This is a genomic window from Paenibacillus sp. Cedars (assembly GCF_003184205.1).
Lineage (GTDB): Bacteria > Bacillota > Bacilli > Paenibacillales > Paenibacillaceae > Paenibacillus_AQ > Paenibacillus_AQ glucanolyticus.
Genome location: NZ_CP020866.1, coordinates 5,197,359 through 5,212,757 on the forward strand (window position 1 = coordinate 5,197,359; position 15,399 = coordinate 5,212,757).

17 protein-coding genes are annotated in these 15,399 nt (G+C 49.7%); 7 read left to right on the top strand and 10 right to left on the bottom strand.

Annotated features, from left to right (window positions below; genetic code table 11):
• Positions 1-201 precede the first annotated feature (201 nt).
• Positions 202-1,098: a hypothetical protein gene (locus tag B9D94_RS25440; RefSeq protein WP_148248294.1), complete on the top strand. Its 897-nt coding sequence runs from the start codon at positions 202-204 to the stop codon at positions 1,096-1,098.
• 394 nt (positions 1,099-1,492) lie between these two features.
• Here the strand turns inward: B9D94_RS25440 and B9D94_RS25445 are convergent, their stop codons facing one another.
• Positions 1,493-2,245 (bottom strand): MerR family transcriptional regulator, encoded by a 753-nt coding sequence (locus B9D94_RS25445; protein ID WP_006208000.1) that lies wholly within the window; start codon positions 2,243-2,245, stop codon positions 1,493-1,495.
• Positions 2,246-2,267: 22 nt separating this feature from the next.
• On the bottom strand, positions 2,268-3,251 hold the full coding sequence (locus B9D94_RS25450) for an alpha/beta fold hydrolase (protein WP_148248296.1): 984 nt from the start codon (positions 3,249-3,251) through the stop codon (positions 2,268-2,270).
• 148 nt (positions 3,252-3,399) lie between these two features.
• Here B9D94_RS25450 and B9D94_RS25455 point away from each other — a divergent pair, with 148 nt between their 5' ends.
• The gene (locus tag B9D94_RS25455) at positions 3,400-4,311 is read left to right on the top strand and encodes a hypothetical protein (protein ID WP_148248298.1); all 912 of its coding nucleotides are present in this window, start codon (positions 3,400-3,402) and stop codon (positions 4,309-4,311) included.
• A 257-nt stretch (positions 4,312-4,568) separates the two neighbouring features.
• Here the strand turns inward: B9D94_RS25455 and B9D94_RS25460 are convergent, their stop codons facing one another.
• From B9D94_RS25460 to B9D94_RS25475, 4 genes are all read right to left on the bottom strand, one after another.
• Complete coding sequence (locus tag B9D94_RS25460) at positions 4,569-4,790, bottom strand: YezD family protein (RefSeq protein ID WP_006207997.1); 222 nt, start codon at positions 4,788-4,790, stop codon at positions 4,569-4,571.
• A gap of 147 nt (positions 4,791-4,937) precedes the next feature.
• The gene (gene cysW / locus B9D94_RS25465) at positions 4,938-5,804 is read right to left on the bottom strand and encodes a sulfate ABC transporter permease subunit CysW (protein ID WP_148248299.1); all 867 of its coding nucleotides are present in this window, start codon (positions 5,802-5,804) and stop codon (positions 4,938-4,940) included.
• Positions 5,805-5,819: 15 nt separating this feature from the next.
• Positions 5,820-6,668 (bottom strand): sulfate ABC transporter permease subunit CysT, encoded by an 849-nt coding sequence (gene cysT, locus B9D94_RS25470; protein ID WP_006207995.1) that lies wholly within the window; start codon positions 6,666-6,668, stop codon positions 5,820-5,822.
• Between the two features lie 37 nt (positions 6,669-6,705).
• The gene (locus B9D94_RS25475; protein WP_006207994.1) at positions 6,706-7,785 is read right to left on the bottom strand and encodes a sulfate ABC transporter substrate-binding protein; all 1,080 of its coding nucleotides are present in this window, start codon (positions 7,783-7,785) and stop codon (positions 6,706-6,708) included.
• A 358-nt stretch (positions 7,786-8,143) separates the two neighbouring features.
• On the opposite strand from B9D94_RS25475, the gene sleB reads away from it, so the two are divergent.
• The gene (gene sleB / locus B9D94_RS25480) at positions 8,144-8,803 is read left to right on the top strand and encodes a spore cortex-lytic enzyme (RefSeq protein ID WP_036643777.1); all 660 of its coding nucleotides are present in this window, start codon (positions 8,144-8,146) and stop codon (positions 8,801-8,803) included.
• 170 nt (positions 8,804-8,973) lie between these two features.
• Here the strand turns inward: sleB and B9D94_RS25485 are convergent, their stop codons facing one another.
• Positions 8,974-10,038, bottom strand: coding sequence for a lactonase family protein (locus tag B9D94_RS25485; protein WP_006207992.1), 1,065 nt, complete (start codon positions 10,036-10,038; stop codon positions 8,974-8,976).
• A gap of 240 nt (positions 10,039-10,278) precedes the next feature.
• Between B9D94_RS25485 and B9D94_RS25490 the strand changes: the two genes are divergently transcribed.
• From B9D94_RS25490 to B9D94_RS25505, 4 genes are all read left to right on the top strand, one after another.
• Positions 10,279-11,439, top strand: coding sequence for a copper amine oxidase N-terminal domain-containing protein (locus B9D94_RS25490; protein WP_148248302.1), 1,161 nt, complete (start codon positions 10,279-10,281; stop codon positions 11,437-11,439).
• A 145-nt stretch (positions 11,440-11,584) separates the two neighbouring features.
• Positions 11,585-11,959, top strand: a complete 375-nt coding sequence (locus tag B9D94_RS25495) for a hypothetical protein (protein ID WP_006207990.1) — start codon at positions 11,585-11,587, stop codon at positions 11,957-11,959.
• 158 nt (positions 11,960-12,117) lie between these two features.
• Positions 12,118-12,534 carry a hypothetical protein gene (locus B9D94_RS25500; protein WP_006207989.1) on the top strand — a complete coding sequence of 139 codons (417 nt, stop codon included), beginning with the start codon at positions 12,118-12,120 and terminating at the stop codon, positions 12,532-12,534.
• A 171-nt stretch (positions 12,535-12,705) separates the two neighbouring features.
• Positions 12,706-12,915: a DUF6199 family natural product biosynthesis protein gene (locus B9D94_RS25505; RefSeq protein ID WP_006207988.1), complete on the top strand. Its 210-nt coding sequence runs from the start codon at positions 12,706-12,708 to the stop codon at positions 12,913-12,915.
• 2 nt (positions 12,916-12,917) lie between these two features.
• On the opposite strand, the gene B9D94_RS25510 is transcribed toward B9D94_RS25505, so the two are convergent.
• The 3 genes from B9D94_RS25510 to B9D94_RS25520 form a co-directional block, all read right to left on the bottom strand.
• Positions 12,918-14,315 carry a DUF4179 domain-containing protein gene (locus B9D94_RS25510; protein ID WP_006207987.1) on the bottom strand — a complete coding sequence of 466 codons (1,398 nt, stop codon included), beginning with the start codon at positions 14,313-14,315 and terminating at the stop codon, positions 12,918-12,920.
• Positions 14,308-14,838, bottom strand: coding sequence for a sigma-70 family RNA polymerase sigma factor (locus B9D94_RS25515; protein WP_148248304.1), 531 nt, complete (start codon positions 14,836-14,838; stop codon positions 14,308-14,310). Before B9D94_RS25515 ends, B9D94_RS25510 begins: the two co-directional genes overlap by 8 nt.
• Positions 14,839-15,057: 219 nt before the next feature.
• Positions 15,058-15,249, bottom strand: a complete 192-nt coding sequence (locus tag B9D94_RS25520) for a hypothetical protein (protein WP_006207985.1) — start codon at positions 15,247-15,249, stop codon at positions 15,058-15,060.
• Positions 15,250-15,399 lie beyond the last annotated feature (150 nt).

The window sequence follows — 15,399 nt, forward strand, 5'->3', positions numbered from 1 at the left end:
CTTCAAACTCCTATTATGCATCTTTACACCCATAATAAAGCCTAAAGACCTATAAAATACGGCAAAAGTAACTCCGATATATACGTAAGTGCTGCATAAATATGAATATAATTCTTTCACAATGACTTTAAGCGCAATCCTTACGTTGCATGCACCTGTCGATTCATGTCGTGTAAGATATCGAAAGGAGAACAACCCTTTATGAAAAAATTTAGTATTCGCTTGCTGACCCTTTGTCTATCCAGCAGTCTCTTGCTGCTTTGCAGTTTCTCCATGTATCCACCCGGCCCGGCCGAAGCCAAAGCCACCCAAAAATCTACCTGGTTCTGGGAAACTCCGCTGATTGAGAATGCTACACCGGAGATTCTGGATTTCGCCTCCGACCAAGGGGTCAATGTACTCTATCTGCAGATGAACCGTGATGTCCGTCCGGAACATTACCGCAAATTCATTCGCCTGGCCGGTCGGCAGGGCATTGAAGTGCATGTCCTTGGCGGTGCGCCGAACTGGGCGCTGGAATCCGAACGCCACCGTCTCGAAACCTTTATCCAGTGGACGGCCGAATATCAGGCTTCTGCTGCCCCGGATGAACGCTTTGCCGGTATTCACGTTGATATCGAGCCCCATGTGCTGGGCGAATGGAAAACCAATTATGATGCGGTCGTGAAGCAATGGCAAAACAACGTTCGCTATCTGGTAAAGGAAGCTCGCTCCTTAAACCTGCCGATTGCGGCAGATATGACCTTCTGGCTGCATACCTACAAGCTGCCCGATCAATCCATGACCCTCAGCAGCTGGATGATCCAGCAGTTTGATCAGATCGTCATTATGGCATACCGGGATTCCGCCCAGAACATTTACAACCTGGCGGCTGCCGAATTAGCCGAAGCCGACAAATATGGTAAGGAAGCGCTGGTCGCCGTTGAGACCAAATCGAGCAATGAAGGCAACTACGTTACCTTCTTCGAAGAAGGAACGGCCTTTATGGAAAAAGAGCTGTCCAAGGTCACTGCATTGGCAGGCGGCCACGCTTCGTTCTCGGGAACCGCTGTTCACGAATACAGATCCTGGAAGGAATTGCATGGCTTAAACCGCTAACATTGCAACGCACTCATCGTTATCATTCGAAAAAAGATGGCGTCTCAAGAGGCTCTTCCTCTGACGCCATCCTTTATGTTCAGTAGAAGGAATGAGTCCCCTCCATCGGGTAGATCCCTGATCAATCTCAAACGGCCAACATGAGAAGCAGTACGTAACCCACTGTCATCTTCGCTCGCTGAAACGGCGCTTTCTTTACCTGCAGTTCCGTGCTCATCCTGACCCCTCCCGCTCTTTCGATGCTACCGTCTTATTCATATACTATATGCGGGACGGTCTCTTATGTTGCCTTGAGGAAAAATTGTTTGCCAAGAAAAAAACGATTAGCCATGCAAACAGTAGAGTACGATTTAGGCTTCCTGCATAAGCAGCATAACCTTGGCTGCAATGCAGCTCATTCACGATCAGGATAGCGCTTCAAGACGTCCTGCAAATATTGTTCTGCTTCCATTACAAGCTGACGTTCTCCCGTGTTCCATTGATCCCGATTTCGATCGACTGCTAAGAAGGCAGCATGAATCCGTTCGTCGCCATATGTCACACGTTGAACCATCCGTTGCCATTCTTGGGCTAAGGTCCTGGCTAAACGGGATTCGATGGGAACCTTTGAGGCCTTATAAGCTGCAGCTTGCAGCGATATTTTTCTGAACGCATTGTAAAAATCCAATGCAGCCTGCTCAGAGTTAAATGCTTTTTGAAATAGCCGCGAGTCTTCCTCCGAAAATTGGTATTCTTTCCAAGCCGACATATCGACCTCATTCAACGAACGCATGAGATGGGCTAACAGCTCCCAGGGAACGTTGTAACCTTCTTTCATCATTTCCTTTGCGACATGCAATCCGTCAAGCTTGGCTTGGATACTCTCTTTCTGTGAATAGAGCACCGATTCCTGGTAATCTAGAATGTTCTCGATATCCTGCTCCTCGGTGCCCACGATCAATTGTTCTTTGATCTTTCTTAAAGAGAAACCGATGGCTCTATAGAACATAATCTGTTCAAGTACATACAACTGTTTATCATAATATACCCTATGCCCCAGCTCATCCCGCTCCGCCTTAAGAATCCCTTCATTATCGTAATACTGAATGGTTCGCGGAGTTATTCCCGACAATTGACTGATTTCTTTTACGGAATATTTTTTTCCCATGAACCCATTCCCTTCCTGTCCCTTACTCGATTTTCGCTAAAAAAGCTTCTATCGTTTCCAGTAACTCTTTAGGGTATTCCCCGTTAATTGCATGCGAGGCATCTTCAAATACGACCATCTCGCTATTAGGGTCTTTCAGGGAATCCATCCCCGTTTGATACGACTTTTCAGCATGATGCATCGTCGATTGTCCAGCTAAAATTCCGAGCACCGGTATCGTCAGCTCAGCTAGTCGTTCCGGCTTGATGGCTTCCGGCATGGGCAGCTTGCTCTTGAATGTCCGCATACCGGTTTCGATTAATTTGGCGGTCGGGTCGCTGTCATCAACTTCAGCCCCGCCGGATATATAGCTGAGCATTTTCTCCCGGATCGGTTTGGGCACCATGGGCACAGACGCCGGAATGGATACAAGTATCATTTTCAGTGGAATGGGGCCAAACACATAGACAGGGTCCAGCAATATGAGCGAGTGAATCTTCTCATGATGCTTGAGCGCCACATTCGCCGCACTCCACCCGCCGAACGACAGCCCTAATAGGTGGATCTCTGATTCCGGCAGCTGGTCCAGCACTTGCTCTAACCAAGCTGCTTGGTCCGCAGCGGTTTCGATCCGTCTGGTTTCTGTGCTTAAACCCGGCTCTCCTATCAAATCAAGGGTATATACAGGCCGGTGTTCTAAAAAGCCGCTTAGATTGGCCTCCCACATGGGTGTAGCAGATCCTTTTCCGGGAAGCAGCAACAAGGGTGTTTTATGCGGTGTATCGCTCTCCCGGAACTTGTAGAGCTGCACCACGCCAAAATCGGTATTAACCTTAATCGATTCAACCGGTTCTGGTAATTGATTCATCGCCTCATCATAAGCCGCCGCGTATTCCTTATGCCCATCCTCTGTAACAAAACCGCTTAACGACCCGTCATCTCTGAATAGAAAGCCTATTACCGTCAGTATAGCTAGTATAGCAATGAGAATGCTACCCAAGATCAACCATCCTTTTTTTCGTTTCAACTCAATCCCCTCCTAAGGTGACTATAGGATATGACGTAACGTTATACGCAACCCCCATGCTCTCCATAGCTGCCTGTTTCAGAATCGGCTTGAATTCCCTTCCTTCTTGTGCAATAGTGAAAGGTAGAATATTGAAGGAGGGATCGGCTTGTCCCTTACGGAATGGATGATTGATATCTTTGGCTCTCTGAACGCGCTGGTGGCTGTGCTTCTGGCCACAGCGGTATTTTCGGGCCTGTACATATACAGTGCATCCCGTCTCTTGGGTGCACGCAAGGATTCGCTTGCCCGTATTCGTCAGTCCTTGTCCATCTACACCAGGCTTGCGGGACCTCTCGGCACGGTAATCAATCGACCGACTCGAACGGCTATCCCGGAGGATCTCCTCATCCGACTGCTTCAGGAATGCAAATCCGCAGACCTGCTGATTCGGGAACTCCACGAACAGATTGATACCTTTCTAAGCGACCGCGATGAATCCCGGCTGACAACACTGCACAAACTGCTGAATCGCGAAATCGACCGGCTGATGAAGGAACGCGATGAGCTGGTTGGACGTCTTGAGAAACCCGGATGGGGGATGGGACTATGGCTGCTTCTGAAACCTGCCGTACCTGCACTGTCACTGGGAGCTGCGATCCTGTGGACTGCGATTCTCGTCCAGGAGCTCCGTCAGTCCTCTGCCTGGACAAACCCCGAGGTATGGTGTTTATGGCTCTCCAGTATGATTGCAACGGTCTCTTTTTACCGTCTGTTGATGGATTCCAGAAGAAGGTCTCATGGCGTTATCTATACCGTACTGCATCTGCTGATTCTCATCTCTGCATTGACTAATTTAATCTGGATTGAGGCCTCTCCTTACGTTCTGGCTACCCAGTGTTTGCTGTATCTGGCAGGTTTCCGGGTTACAGCCACGCGACAGCGGCGCAAGCGTCCCTACGCAGGTCACCCGGAGCTGATGGAGCAATTCCTGCACCCTACCGGAGAATATGATCCTCTAATTGACTCAGCTGGTCTAACTGAACCGGAGACCGTCAACAGCCCTTTGCGGTCAAGATAAAACAGAACGATGCAGCACATCCAGCCCGCGCCGATCAATACGGCCGGGCTGTTATTTATAATTCATGATCTTCAGATCGCAAGATTTTGCGTAAGTACGGATTAATAATCCACTTTCTTGTGCTTATACAAAAAAAAGAACTTCCAATTAGTCATGACATGCGCCTATCGTCTGCATCGGCTAACACTCCGATGTCTGCTCAATAGGCCGCATTTCATTATATCTGCGGAAGTTCTGTTTCTGCTTATCCTTAGGGATCATCTTGTGTTCGTTCTTCGCTGCTGGCCGGGCGCCCGGGCTGGTCCCGACGTCTTCACCGTGCCGGAGGCCGTATTCTCGAAACGCTTGCGCTCCGTTCGTTCCATCTGGACGATTTGACCCTCATGCACTACGATTTGCAGCGAACCGAATTCCATGTCGTTCAGCAGGCCTGCTATGCGTTCGAGCCACATTTCATCCACCTTTAACGGTTTAGCCATGGATACGCCTCCTTACCGGGCAAAGCCCCAAAATATATACTCATCGACACGACCTGAAATGATGGGTTACACTTGCTTGCACTCGTTAATCATTCTTTTCCAACCAACATAGTATGAATTTACATTAGCATGGGTTGGAAAGGACTGTCAATGAGCATTTTTTCGTGTAAACCAATTTTTAAGCAGCAGTGTAACCAGCGCTAATAACAGCAATAATGAGGCGACGGCGAACGATGCCGAAAATTGATACTCGTTATACAAAATTTCGACATGCAGCGGTAAGGTGTTGGTCTCGCCGCGGATATGGCCGGATACAACGGAGACCGCGCCAAACTCGCCCATCGCCCTGGCGTTGCACAGAATAATGCCATACAGCAGCCCCCACTTAATGTTGGGAAGGGTAACCCGCCAGAATATCTGCCAGCCCTTGGCGCCAAGCGTTACGGCTGCCTCCTCCTCCTTCGTCCCCTGCTCCTCCATGAGCGGAATCAGTTCCTTTGCCACAAACGGAAACGTAACGAATAACGTAGCAAGCACAATGCCGGGTACAGCGAATATAATCTTGATATCATGGGCGCCCAGCCATGGGCCGAACCACCCCTGCCGGCCGAATATGAGCACGAAGATCAGCCCCCCGATGACGGGCGATACCGCGAACGGCAAATCCAGCAGCGTGACAAGCAGATTCTTTCCTTTAAAAGGAAACTTCGTTATGGTCCAGGCTGCGATAACGCCAAAAATCGAGTTGAGCGGTACTGCAATTGCCGCTACCAACAATGTCAGCCGAAGTGCGGATAAAGCATCGGGATCGGATAAGGCAGCGATGTATACCTCCCATCCCTTCTTAAACGCCTCAGACATAACGGTAACAAGCGGCAATACGATTAGCCACAGAAGCACAAATCCAGCCAAGCTGATTAATGTCCATTTTACCCACGGTCTCTCCGCTGCTGCCGGAGAGGAGGGCGCGCTGCGTTTCGCTGCAGAAATAGCAGAAGGCACAGTTCCAGCCATTATGTAACCCTCCCCTTAGCGCGCGGTTTTCCGCGACCAATGCTGTAGAATGTTAATGCCCAAGAGCAGTACAAACGAGATGAGCAGCAGAATCAAGGCAACTGCCGTTGCACCGGCGTAATCAAACTGCTCCAGCTTGGTCATGATCAAGAGCGGTGCAATCTCCGTCTTCATAGGCATATTCCCCGATATGAACACCACGGATCCATATTCCCCTATTCCGCGGGCGAAAGCTAATGCAAAACCAGTCAGCAGCGGCGGGATCAGGGTAGGCAGGATTATGGTACGAAAAGTACGCCATCGACCTGCTCCGAGTGTCGCTGCCGCTTCTTCCGTATCCCGCTCCGCATCCTCCAGCACCGGCTGTACCGTCCGTACAACAAACGGTATGCCAATAAACATCAAGGCAAGCGTTATGCCCATGGGCGAGAAAGCCGCCTTGATGCCAAGAGGCTCAAGCAAAGATCCAATCCATCCGTTAGAGGAATAGATCGCAGTCAAGGCAACCCCCGCCACTGCGGTTGGCAGCGCGAAGGGTAAATCGATCAAGGCATCCCACAGTTTTTTACCAGGAAAGTCATACCGCACCAGCACCCATGCCAGCAGCAAACCCAGTAACGTATCGATCAGTGCCGCCATCGCCGCCGTCCCGAGACTCACTCGGTAAGAAGCAAGTACCCTCGGATCACTCGCAACAGACCAGAACTTCTCCCATGTAAGTCCGGTCTGGTTGAGAAGTAATGCAGACAAGGGCACCAGCACTACCAAACTCATATATAACACGGTGAGTCCCATTCCGATTCCAAAACCGGGGAGCACTCTGCGATTACCTCTGCCTTGTCTCTGTACTTGGATCAAAGCCATATCCTCTCATCCCCTTCTGCCTTCGGCTTGATGCCGATCAGCTGCCTGGCACGTAAATCTGATTAAAGATGCCGCCGTCATTGAAATGCTTGGTCTGTGTTTCTTCCCATGTTCCAAATACGTCCTTAAGCGTAAACAATTCGATAGTCGGGAATTTCTCTTTGTACTTGTCGGCTACGCTTGCAAGCGTCGGACGGTAATAGTTCTCAGCCGCAATCGTCTGCCCTTCTTCACTGTACAAATAATTCAAGTAAGCTTCCGCAACTTCACGGGTTCCCCGCTTGTCAACGTTCTTATCCACTACGGCGACCGGCGGTTCTGCCAAAATACTGACCGATGGATTCACGATTTCAAATTTATCCGGCCCGAGCTCGTTGATGGAGAGGTAGGCTTCATTCTCCCAAGCCAGCAGCACATCCCCAATCCCACGCTCAACAAACGTCGTTGTCGCACCACGGGCACCACTGTCGAGCACGGGCACATGGGTAAACAGCTCTTTAACGAATGCCTGCGCTTTCGCTTCATCGTTATTGTTCACTTTCAAGGCATATCCCCACGCCGCGAGATAGTTCCAGCGTGCACCGCCGGAGGTCTGCGGATTCGGCGTAATGACTTCCACGCCGTCCTTGATCAGATCCGGCCAATCCTTGATGCCTTTCGGGTTGCCCTTGCGAACGAGGAATACGATGGTCGAGGTGTAGGGAGCGCTGTTATGCTCAAACTTGCTCTCCCAGCCTTCATTGATCAAGCCTGCCTGACGGATCGCATCGATATCATAACCGAGGGCCAGCGTGACCACATCCGCCTCCAAACCGTCGATGACCGAGCGGCTTTGCTTCCCTGAACCCCCGTGCGATTGCTTGAACGTGACCTTCTGTCCCTGCTCCTTCTCCCAATGGGCTGCGAAGGCTTTGTTGTACTGGTCATATAACTCCCGAGTTGGATCGTAAGAAACATTGAGCAGTTCCACACTTGGCTTGCTGCTTGAACCCGAAGCCGGCGCTTCTCCATCGGCGGTTGCAACTGTCTCTGTTTTCTGTGCACCGCAAGCCGTAAGCGCCGCTGTCAACAGCACTGTCAAACCTACGAGTATCCCTTGCTTCAACACCTTTTTCATATGGATCACTCCCCCTACTAATCTCTACTAAACAGGCCTTATGGCAAAAAAAGACGGAGGAAAGCTCGACAGAACAGAGTCAAACCGGCTTCATGCCGTGCCTGCATTGTCTTCGAGCGTTCCTCCGTCGATACGGTGAGAACAATATAATATAATTCCTACCTGTTTAGTATGTTATGTAGCTATTGTAATAAGTCCTCCCCCAGCTGTCAAACCTTTTTTTCAAAAAATTTCAAGTTCGTCACAACTCGGTCCACAGAACCATTTTTGGTGCCACTAACGCAGTCACTGCGCGATTTTCCATTTACTGATGGTTGTATGAAGCTGTTTCCATCCTTATAATTCAACCCCAAAGGAGATGATCACCATACGAAAGCAATCATGGAAAATAATTTCTGCTCTTTTCCTGAGTATCCTTCTGTTCATGCCCGCATTTGCCCAAACAACAGAGGCAGCTCCGCTGTTAAAGCCGGGCAGCGAGAACGGGGATGTCTGGGACCTTCAATATCGTCTGAAAACACTGGACTTCTACACGCAACCGCTGGATGGCAAATATGGAGCTAACACAAAAGCAGCCGTTACGCGTTTCCAGAAGGAATACGGGGTGCCCGCTGATGGAATTACCGGTGCACAAACCTGGAGACAGCTGAAAAAATATACGTTAAATCAATCCGAGATGGATATCATGGCAAAAGTCATATACAGTGAAGCCCGCGGTGAGCCCTACAAAGGACAAGTTGCTGTGGGAGCCGTTGTTATGAACCGCATTCAATCCGGCGAGTTTCCGAATGATATTCGGGGCGTTGTTTTTCAAAAGGGCGCTTTTACAGCCGTCGATGACGGCCAATACTGGCTAACGCCGGACCGAACCGCTTATCTCGCTGCAATGGATGCCGTCCGCGGATGGGATCCGACGTACGAATCCCTTTATTACTTCAATCCAAAAACAGCGACCAGCCAATGGATCTGGTCCAGACCGCAAGTGGTGCAGATCGGCAATCACATCTTTGCTCATTAATCCACTGAATGATTAAACACCTGAATTGCTGCAAGCATCGCTCTGGCGAATGTGAACGCTGCGATTTGTAATCAGGTTATCAGGTATACAACAAGGGCTGCCACTCGGCAGCCCTTCTCGTCTTGTTCTATTGTTTGTCTGGTGCACAATTCATGCTAGCTTAGCAGCTCTTATGCCTTCGCTTTCTCAACGGGACAGATGCACACCGGACGTGTCACTTCTAATGTATAGCCTGTAGAGACCAGATTGCCAGTATCCGGATCGATCCGGTAACTTGCGATCAGGCCATTGTCCTGATTCGCCGCAAGCAGGAAGCCATCCGGCAGAATATTAAAATGGCGCGGCGTTTTACCGCCGGAAGACACCCAATTGACTGCACGAAGCGTACCGGCTTCCTGATCGATTACATACTGCACGATGCTGTCATGCCCCCGATTGGAAGCGTACAGATAACGACCGCAAGGAGACACCAGCAGATGCGAGGAGGTGTTGCTGTCCATCACAACGTCCTCCGGTAGGGTGGATATATGCTGCAATATTTTCAAATCCCCGAACGTTGCATCGTTGGCATAAGCCGTTACCGTACTGTTGAGCTCATTCGTGCCGTATACCCACTTGCCTGACGGATGAAAGGCAACATGCCGCGGCCCCGAGCCCGGCGGCAGACTGATCTCGCGGTGGGTCACGAGTTTGCCGTCCTCCAGACGGTACAGATTCACATCATCCATGCCCAGATCACTGACTACGATATATTGGTTCAGCGGGTCTTCAAATATCGAATGCGGATGCGCCTCCGATTGACGGTCATCCCGGAGCCCGCGTCCGCTGTGCTTGATTTTGGAAGTAATCTCCCCTACCCTGCCGTCTTTCTCCAAAGCAAGCACCGAAATATGTCCATCGCTGTACCCTGTCGTGAGCAGATACTTCCCGCTGGACGTACGAGAGACATGGCATGCCCCGGATGAACCGGTGGACTGAACATTCAGCAGGGTCAATTCACCGTTCACCAGATTGGCCGAATAAGCAGACACATCGCTTTCACCCTTCTCGCTGGCCGCATACAGCACGGAGATGGAGTCGTCAAAATCAAGATACGTCGGGTTCTCTATGCCAGCCGTTCCGCCCAATAGACGCAGCTCGCCCGTTCCCCGATCCATCGCCCCCCAATGAATTCGATTCTCTTCCTCTGAACCATAGGTTCCTATGTAAAATATCAGTTCCTGTCCTGCTGTCATGTGCTCCACTCCTTTGTTTAATGAATTGGGCCGGTTGACCCGGCCTGACTCTTACTATGTATTACCCAGCGGAGCCTCATGCTTACCCGACTTTTTACAAGTGGTTCCGGCAGGCAACCGTCTCCTGGTTACTACCAATAATTACTTGCAAAGAAATGTATTGCTACCGTTGGTTTTATCATGTACGATTACCACAATTACCTCTCTATTCTATCATTCGTTGAAGGAGATGACAGCAAATTGAAGAAAAAAATCAGCCTGCTGGCTATCGCATTCCTGTTCCTGTTCGCAAGTGCGGCACAAGCTGCTCCGGCGAAGAATCAGGGGAAAATCCGGGTCTACCTCGATAACCAGGAAATCAAGTTTCAGGCAGCGCCTATTATGAAGAACGGGGTCACCTTCGTTCAATTCCGTCCTTTGTTCCAGGCATTGGATTATAAGGTCAATTGGAACAGCGCCAACAAGCAGGTGACAGGTACATACCTCGATCAGAAGCTTCAAATGACCATCGGCCAGAAGACCGCGTATGTCAATGGAGTCAAAACCTCGCTCCAGATCGCACCCTTTACCGATGCCGGCAACACGCTGGTGCCCCTTCGTTTTGTAGCTGAAGCTACAGGGCTGCCAGTGAAGTGGGATGCCAAGGCGCGCACCATCAAGATTGACCGCGAAGGCGCAATCGACAAAGCCACCGATGAGGTGAAGAAGCTTTACCACGCACTTGAAGAGGCAGGAAATGCCAAGAAATTGGATGCCGCAATGGCCTTATTCCATTCGAAGTCTCCTGTTCTTGCGAAGACCAAAGAAGGCTATCAGAACCAATTCAAATACGACCTTCATGTATCGAGTGATGTATGGGAAGTAACGGTAGCGGGAACATCAATCCACGCATTCACCAGCGTTACCCTTGAGCGCAGCAGCGGCCCTTTTACATGGGATGTTACACTCCATTACGAGAATCTCCTGAAAAAGGATGCGTCGGGTGCCTGGAAAATCTATGATCTGAATCAATATGATACGGAATATCTGGCAGGGGATAATCTGCTCGATGCGAATCCGAAGGTGCCGGAAGCAGAACTGAAAGCCATCCGCGAATCCATTGACACGCAGTACAAGGGCTTCAATGAAGAGAATGGTCCCCTGCTCATGTCCGTTATTCATCCGGACTCGGCATTCTATGAGATGTTCCAGAACAGCATTGCTGAAGGCATCTTCGATGAAGTGAATTTCAACCTCACAGCTGAAGTTGTCCGTCCGGTCTTCTTCCAGGGAGAGGAAACCGTAGTCTACATCGAGGAAACCGACGATGCGGACGGGGATATCATCAACACAACTTCACTCTACTGGCTTAAAAAAGCAAACGGCCAATGGCTAATCTATGATGTGCTGGAGCTTGAATAGAATCTGAATGAACCAAACACTCACAATAACCGATGATCCTCGCAAGGGTCGTCGGTTTCTTTTTTTTGTTAAATCTTCCTCCATCCAGGTCTACTTCACCACAGGTGACATATATCATAGTAGTCATGCATTTAGGAGGGATTGTATGGGTGTCAAATTAATCAGGATTGCTGCGGTTTACTTTGTGCTCGGGGTGCTGCTTGGCATGTACATGTCTATATCCCACAGCTATGATTACGCCTCTGTTCACGCACACGTCAACCTGCTGGGCTGGGCGTCTCTGGCTCTTGCAGGCGTTATCTATCATCTGTTCCCTGCAGCCGGGGAATCGACCGTTGGCAAAGTGCATTTCTGGCTGCACAATATCGGTCTGCCTGTCATGATGATTGGTCTCGCACTACTGATGAGCGGTGTTGAATCCGTTGAACCGGTAATTGCGGTAGGTGGCGTTCTGGTAACGCTGGGCATTCTGGCTTTCCTCTATAATGTGCTGATCCACGTCAAGAGCAGCACGAAGTAGGATGAAGGTTAGGTATTGGACGATGTATTTGGAAGGATCACCCGAATAAGGGTGGTCCTTTTTCATGTTTTCTGGTGCTTCCCCGGCGGGAGATGGGTCATAGTTACCGAGTATTGGGTAAAAAGAGAATACCTTTCTCTTAGAAGGAGGCAACACACATGGAGACAAACACAAACACAGCAATTCAAGTCCAGTTCCACTGCCGTCAGTGTCAAACTGATATCCGGGTTGCGTTCGAATCAGAACAGTTTAACACGGTCCACTGCCCGCAGTGCGATTTCAGCTATTCACTCATGAAACCTACGATAGGTGAAGAAATATTGCTTGATTGGGAGAAAGAAGCCGTATTTCAAAAAATTCGGGCAGACCAAACCGAACATGACAAAATGGAGCTGATGCTCCTGGTCATTAAGGTAGTTGAGCTGCTGACCTGGCGGGATGAAGGGAATGGCCACATTCGGGCCATCGAGACGCTGCGTCAATGGCTGCTCCTTAACGGAGTACCCAAAGCTCTAATCGAGCTGCTCGATGCAAAGGGAACCGAAGGAAGCTCGCCTAACAAGCATAGGGAATAGCGCAATCAATCTACGATTTAGGATATAAAGAAACAAGAAAAGGAACTGCCCCCGTCATCAGGTCGGGCGGCAGTTCCTTTTGTGTCCAAGAGTCGTCCTTATAGCATGCTTGCAAATGTGGGACCATTCCAGATCATCATACGTAATTATGGTTAAAGGAGCTGATTATCCATGTTCAACTTCATGTTTACTGCGTTAATAGGCATTGCACTCATCGCGATTGGCATATATTCCATCCGACATCCGGATTCATGGTGGTTCAGAAGATCGAGAGATGACATTGAGCTCAGCGATTTGAGAATATGGTACTTAAAATTTGCTGGCAAAATGATCATCGCATTCGGTGCATTGGTTATTCTGATGAGCTTTCAGCATCTCTAATTTCATTGAATCGGCACCTCGAAGGCCTGCTCCATGACGCCAGGGTAGCTGCTTAGTGTGAACGTGAGCGGCTGAGGATATTCTTGCGGTTTAAGGTATATATACTGAGTAATCCTGCTTATTCCCGTATCGGAAGAAGAATGGGATGATGAGTTGACTCCCCCTGCATCCTCATTAATCATATGTTTGTTCCCCTCACCATCCACGAACTCGGGCTCAATCGATACACTGCCCATATGCCTGTCGGCCCGCTCTTCATATTCCAGTGTCAGCATATGCTTCGTATACTCTCCGAACTGAATGTCTCCATCCGGCGAACGGATTACTTTCCCCTTCTCCGTATCAACAACGAGCTGCATCGTGGAAGGGTCAACTGCCTGGAATCCGTCCGCCTTCAGCATGATTGATTCGGGTTTCTCCAATATATTGCTTTCGAAGAAATAAGTCATATCTCCTCCCCCGGCACCCGGCAAGAACGCGGAATCGCTGTTCAATCTGATCTTCTCACCGTTAACGACAGTCTCCAGATAAACACCCCACAGACCGGATACCTTCATGGTATTGCTTGACGGAATGTTGGCTTTCACAACAATTCCAGCCGGTGACAGAACGGCTTCCTTCAAGTAGAACCTCTGCTTCTCAATCTGCAGCATTTTGTTGATTGGAATCGTGGTGAGGTACTTCTGGGCAGTCTGTACATCAATGGAAACGTTAATATCGATCACCTGCTCGTTTTCCGCCGAGGATTCATAGACCGTATTCGTGGAATACGGGGCCAGGATAAAAGAGAAGGTCAGCTCCTGCGGCAGCGGGGTGTCCTCATTCGTCTGAACATCCAGTTGGGATCGGTGCAGCACACCGGGTGCCAGCTTGTTCCCTCCGGAAGAGCCCACACTGTAGGGCAGCGGATCGCTTGAGCCCGGATGCTTCAGTACGACCCTCTTCAAGTCGGCCGGATCCTCCGCCATATTCTGGACAGTATAAAATACGTCCATCCGCTGGGAGCCCACCAGCACCCCGTTCACGGTTACGGTGTAGTCTCCCTTTGTTACCGATTGATTAACCGGCTGAATCATTCCATATTTATTCGCCGTATTCAGCGTAATATCTTCGCCAAAATCAAACCCCGTCAGCGGCGGATACGGCCCTTGAGCCGCCATCTGCTCCTTCGGCTTCAATCCGCTCTCGTCCCCGCCCCAGACTGCCAGCAGCAGCGCGGCCGCTACGGTTACCATCACCGCGGAGAAGGAAACCAAACGGGCACGAAGCCGCCGGTGGCGCCGTCCTCTCCGCATCCCGCTTCGAACCGCCGCGTCCAGCGCTTCATCGGTGACAGCCTCTGTGCTGACCTCCGCGGATTTATTCATCTCTTTCAGCATGCGCTCTTCCTTCTCAAACATGGAATATGGCACCTCCTGGCTCGATTTTCTGCCGAAGCAGCTTTAATCCCTGATGAAGCCGGGTTTTGACGGTCCCCTCAGGACAATCCAGAATTTTCGCGATATCGGCGATCGTCATGTCCTGGTAATACTTCAGAATCAACACATGGCGGTATTTGGGTTTCATGCGGCTGAGTGCCTGCTCCAGATCCAGCTTGCTGTCACTGACCATCTCGGCAGCCATCTCCTGGCTTCGTACCTCCTCTATCGGCACCATGCGCTTTTTTCGTTTCTGCTCATCAACGCAGCAGTTAATCAATATCCGGATAAGCCAAGGAACAAACGCCTCCGGATGCTTCAGCTTCCCGCACTTCATCCACGCCCGGTATACCGTCTCCTGCAATACCTCCAGTGCGTCGCTCTCATTATGCAAATAACTGTACGCGATTGCGTATAAACGCCTGCGGTGCTCCGTTACGAGTGAATAGAATGCTTCTTCATCCCCTCTGCATGCCGCAGCGGCAAGCTCTTTATGATCCATCATGCGATATACCTTCCCCTCATCCGACCTGCCTCGTTATTCAATCACTGTATATAAGACTGCGGTGTGTTTCAAACGGTTTTTTTATTTTTCTCCAACCTCACTAGACAAGCAAACAAAAGGCATCGTCTGACAACAAGTTTCAAGCCCCAGCGCATGCTGTCCCGAACAGGCACAAAAAAAGCCCACCCGGATAGGGCAGACCTGTATTTCATTCTTCGTTTAACTTCGTCTTCTGCGTATCTTGAAAAAGTAGTGGTATCCCAGATAGGCGATGCCGCATAACAGCAGCATAAGCGCAGAAATCCAAATGACAGGAAGCAAATATGGCGTGTGCTGGCTGGCTATATATAACAGTACAGCGGAGAAGGCATACATCACCATCAAAATAACGATGCGTTTGAAAATATCCATGTCGTCCGCCCCTCATTCTTCATAGTAAAACAATCTACAATTTTTTCCGATTATCTATCATTATGGTAACGCAAAACGATGAATATTGCACTCAAAATTTGGTAAATTTATAAAAATTTTAGCGATTTAATTGACAAATTCATGAAAATG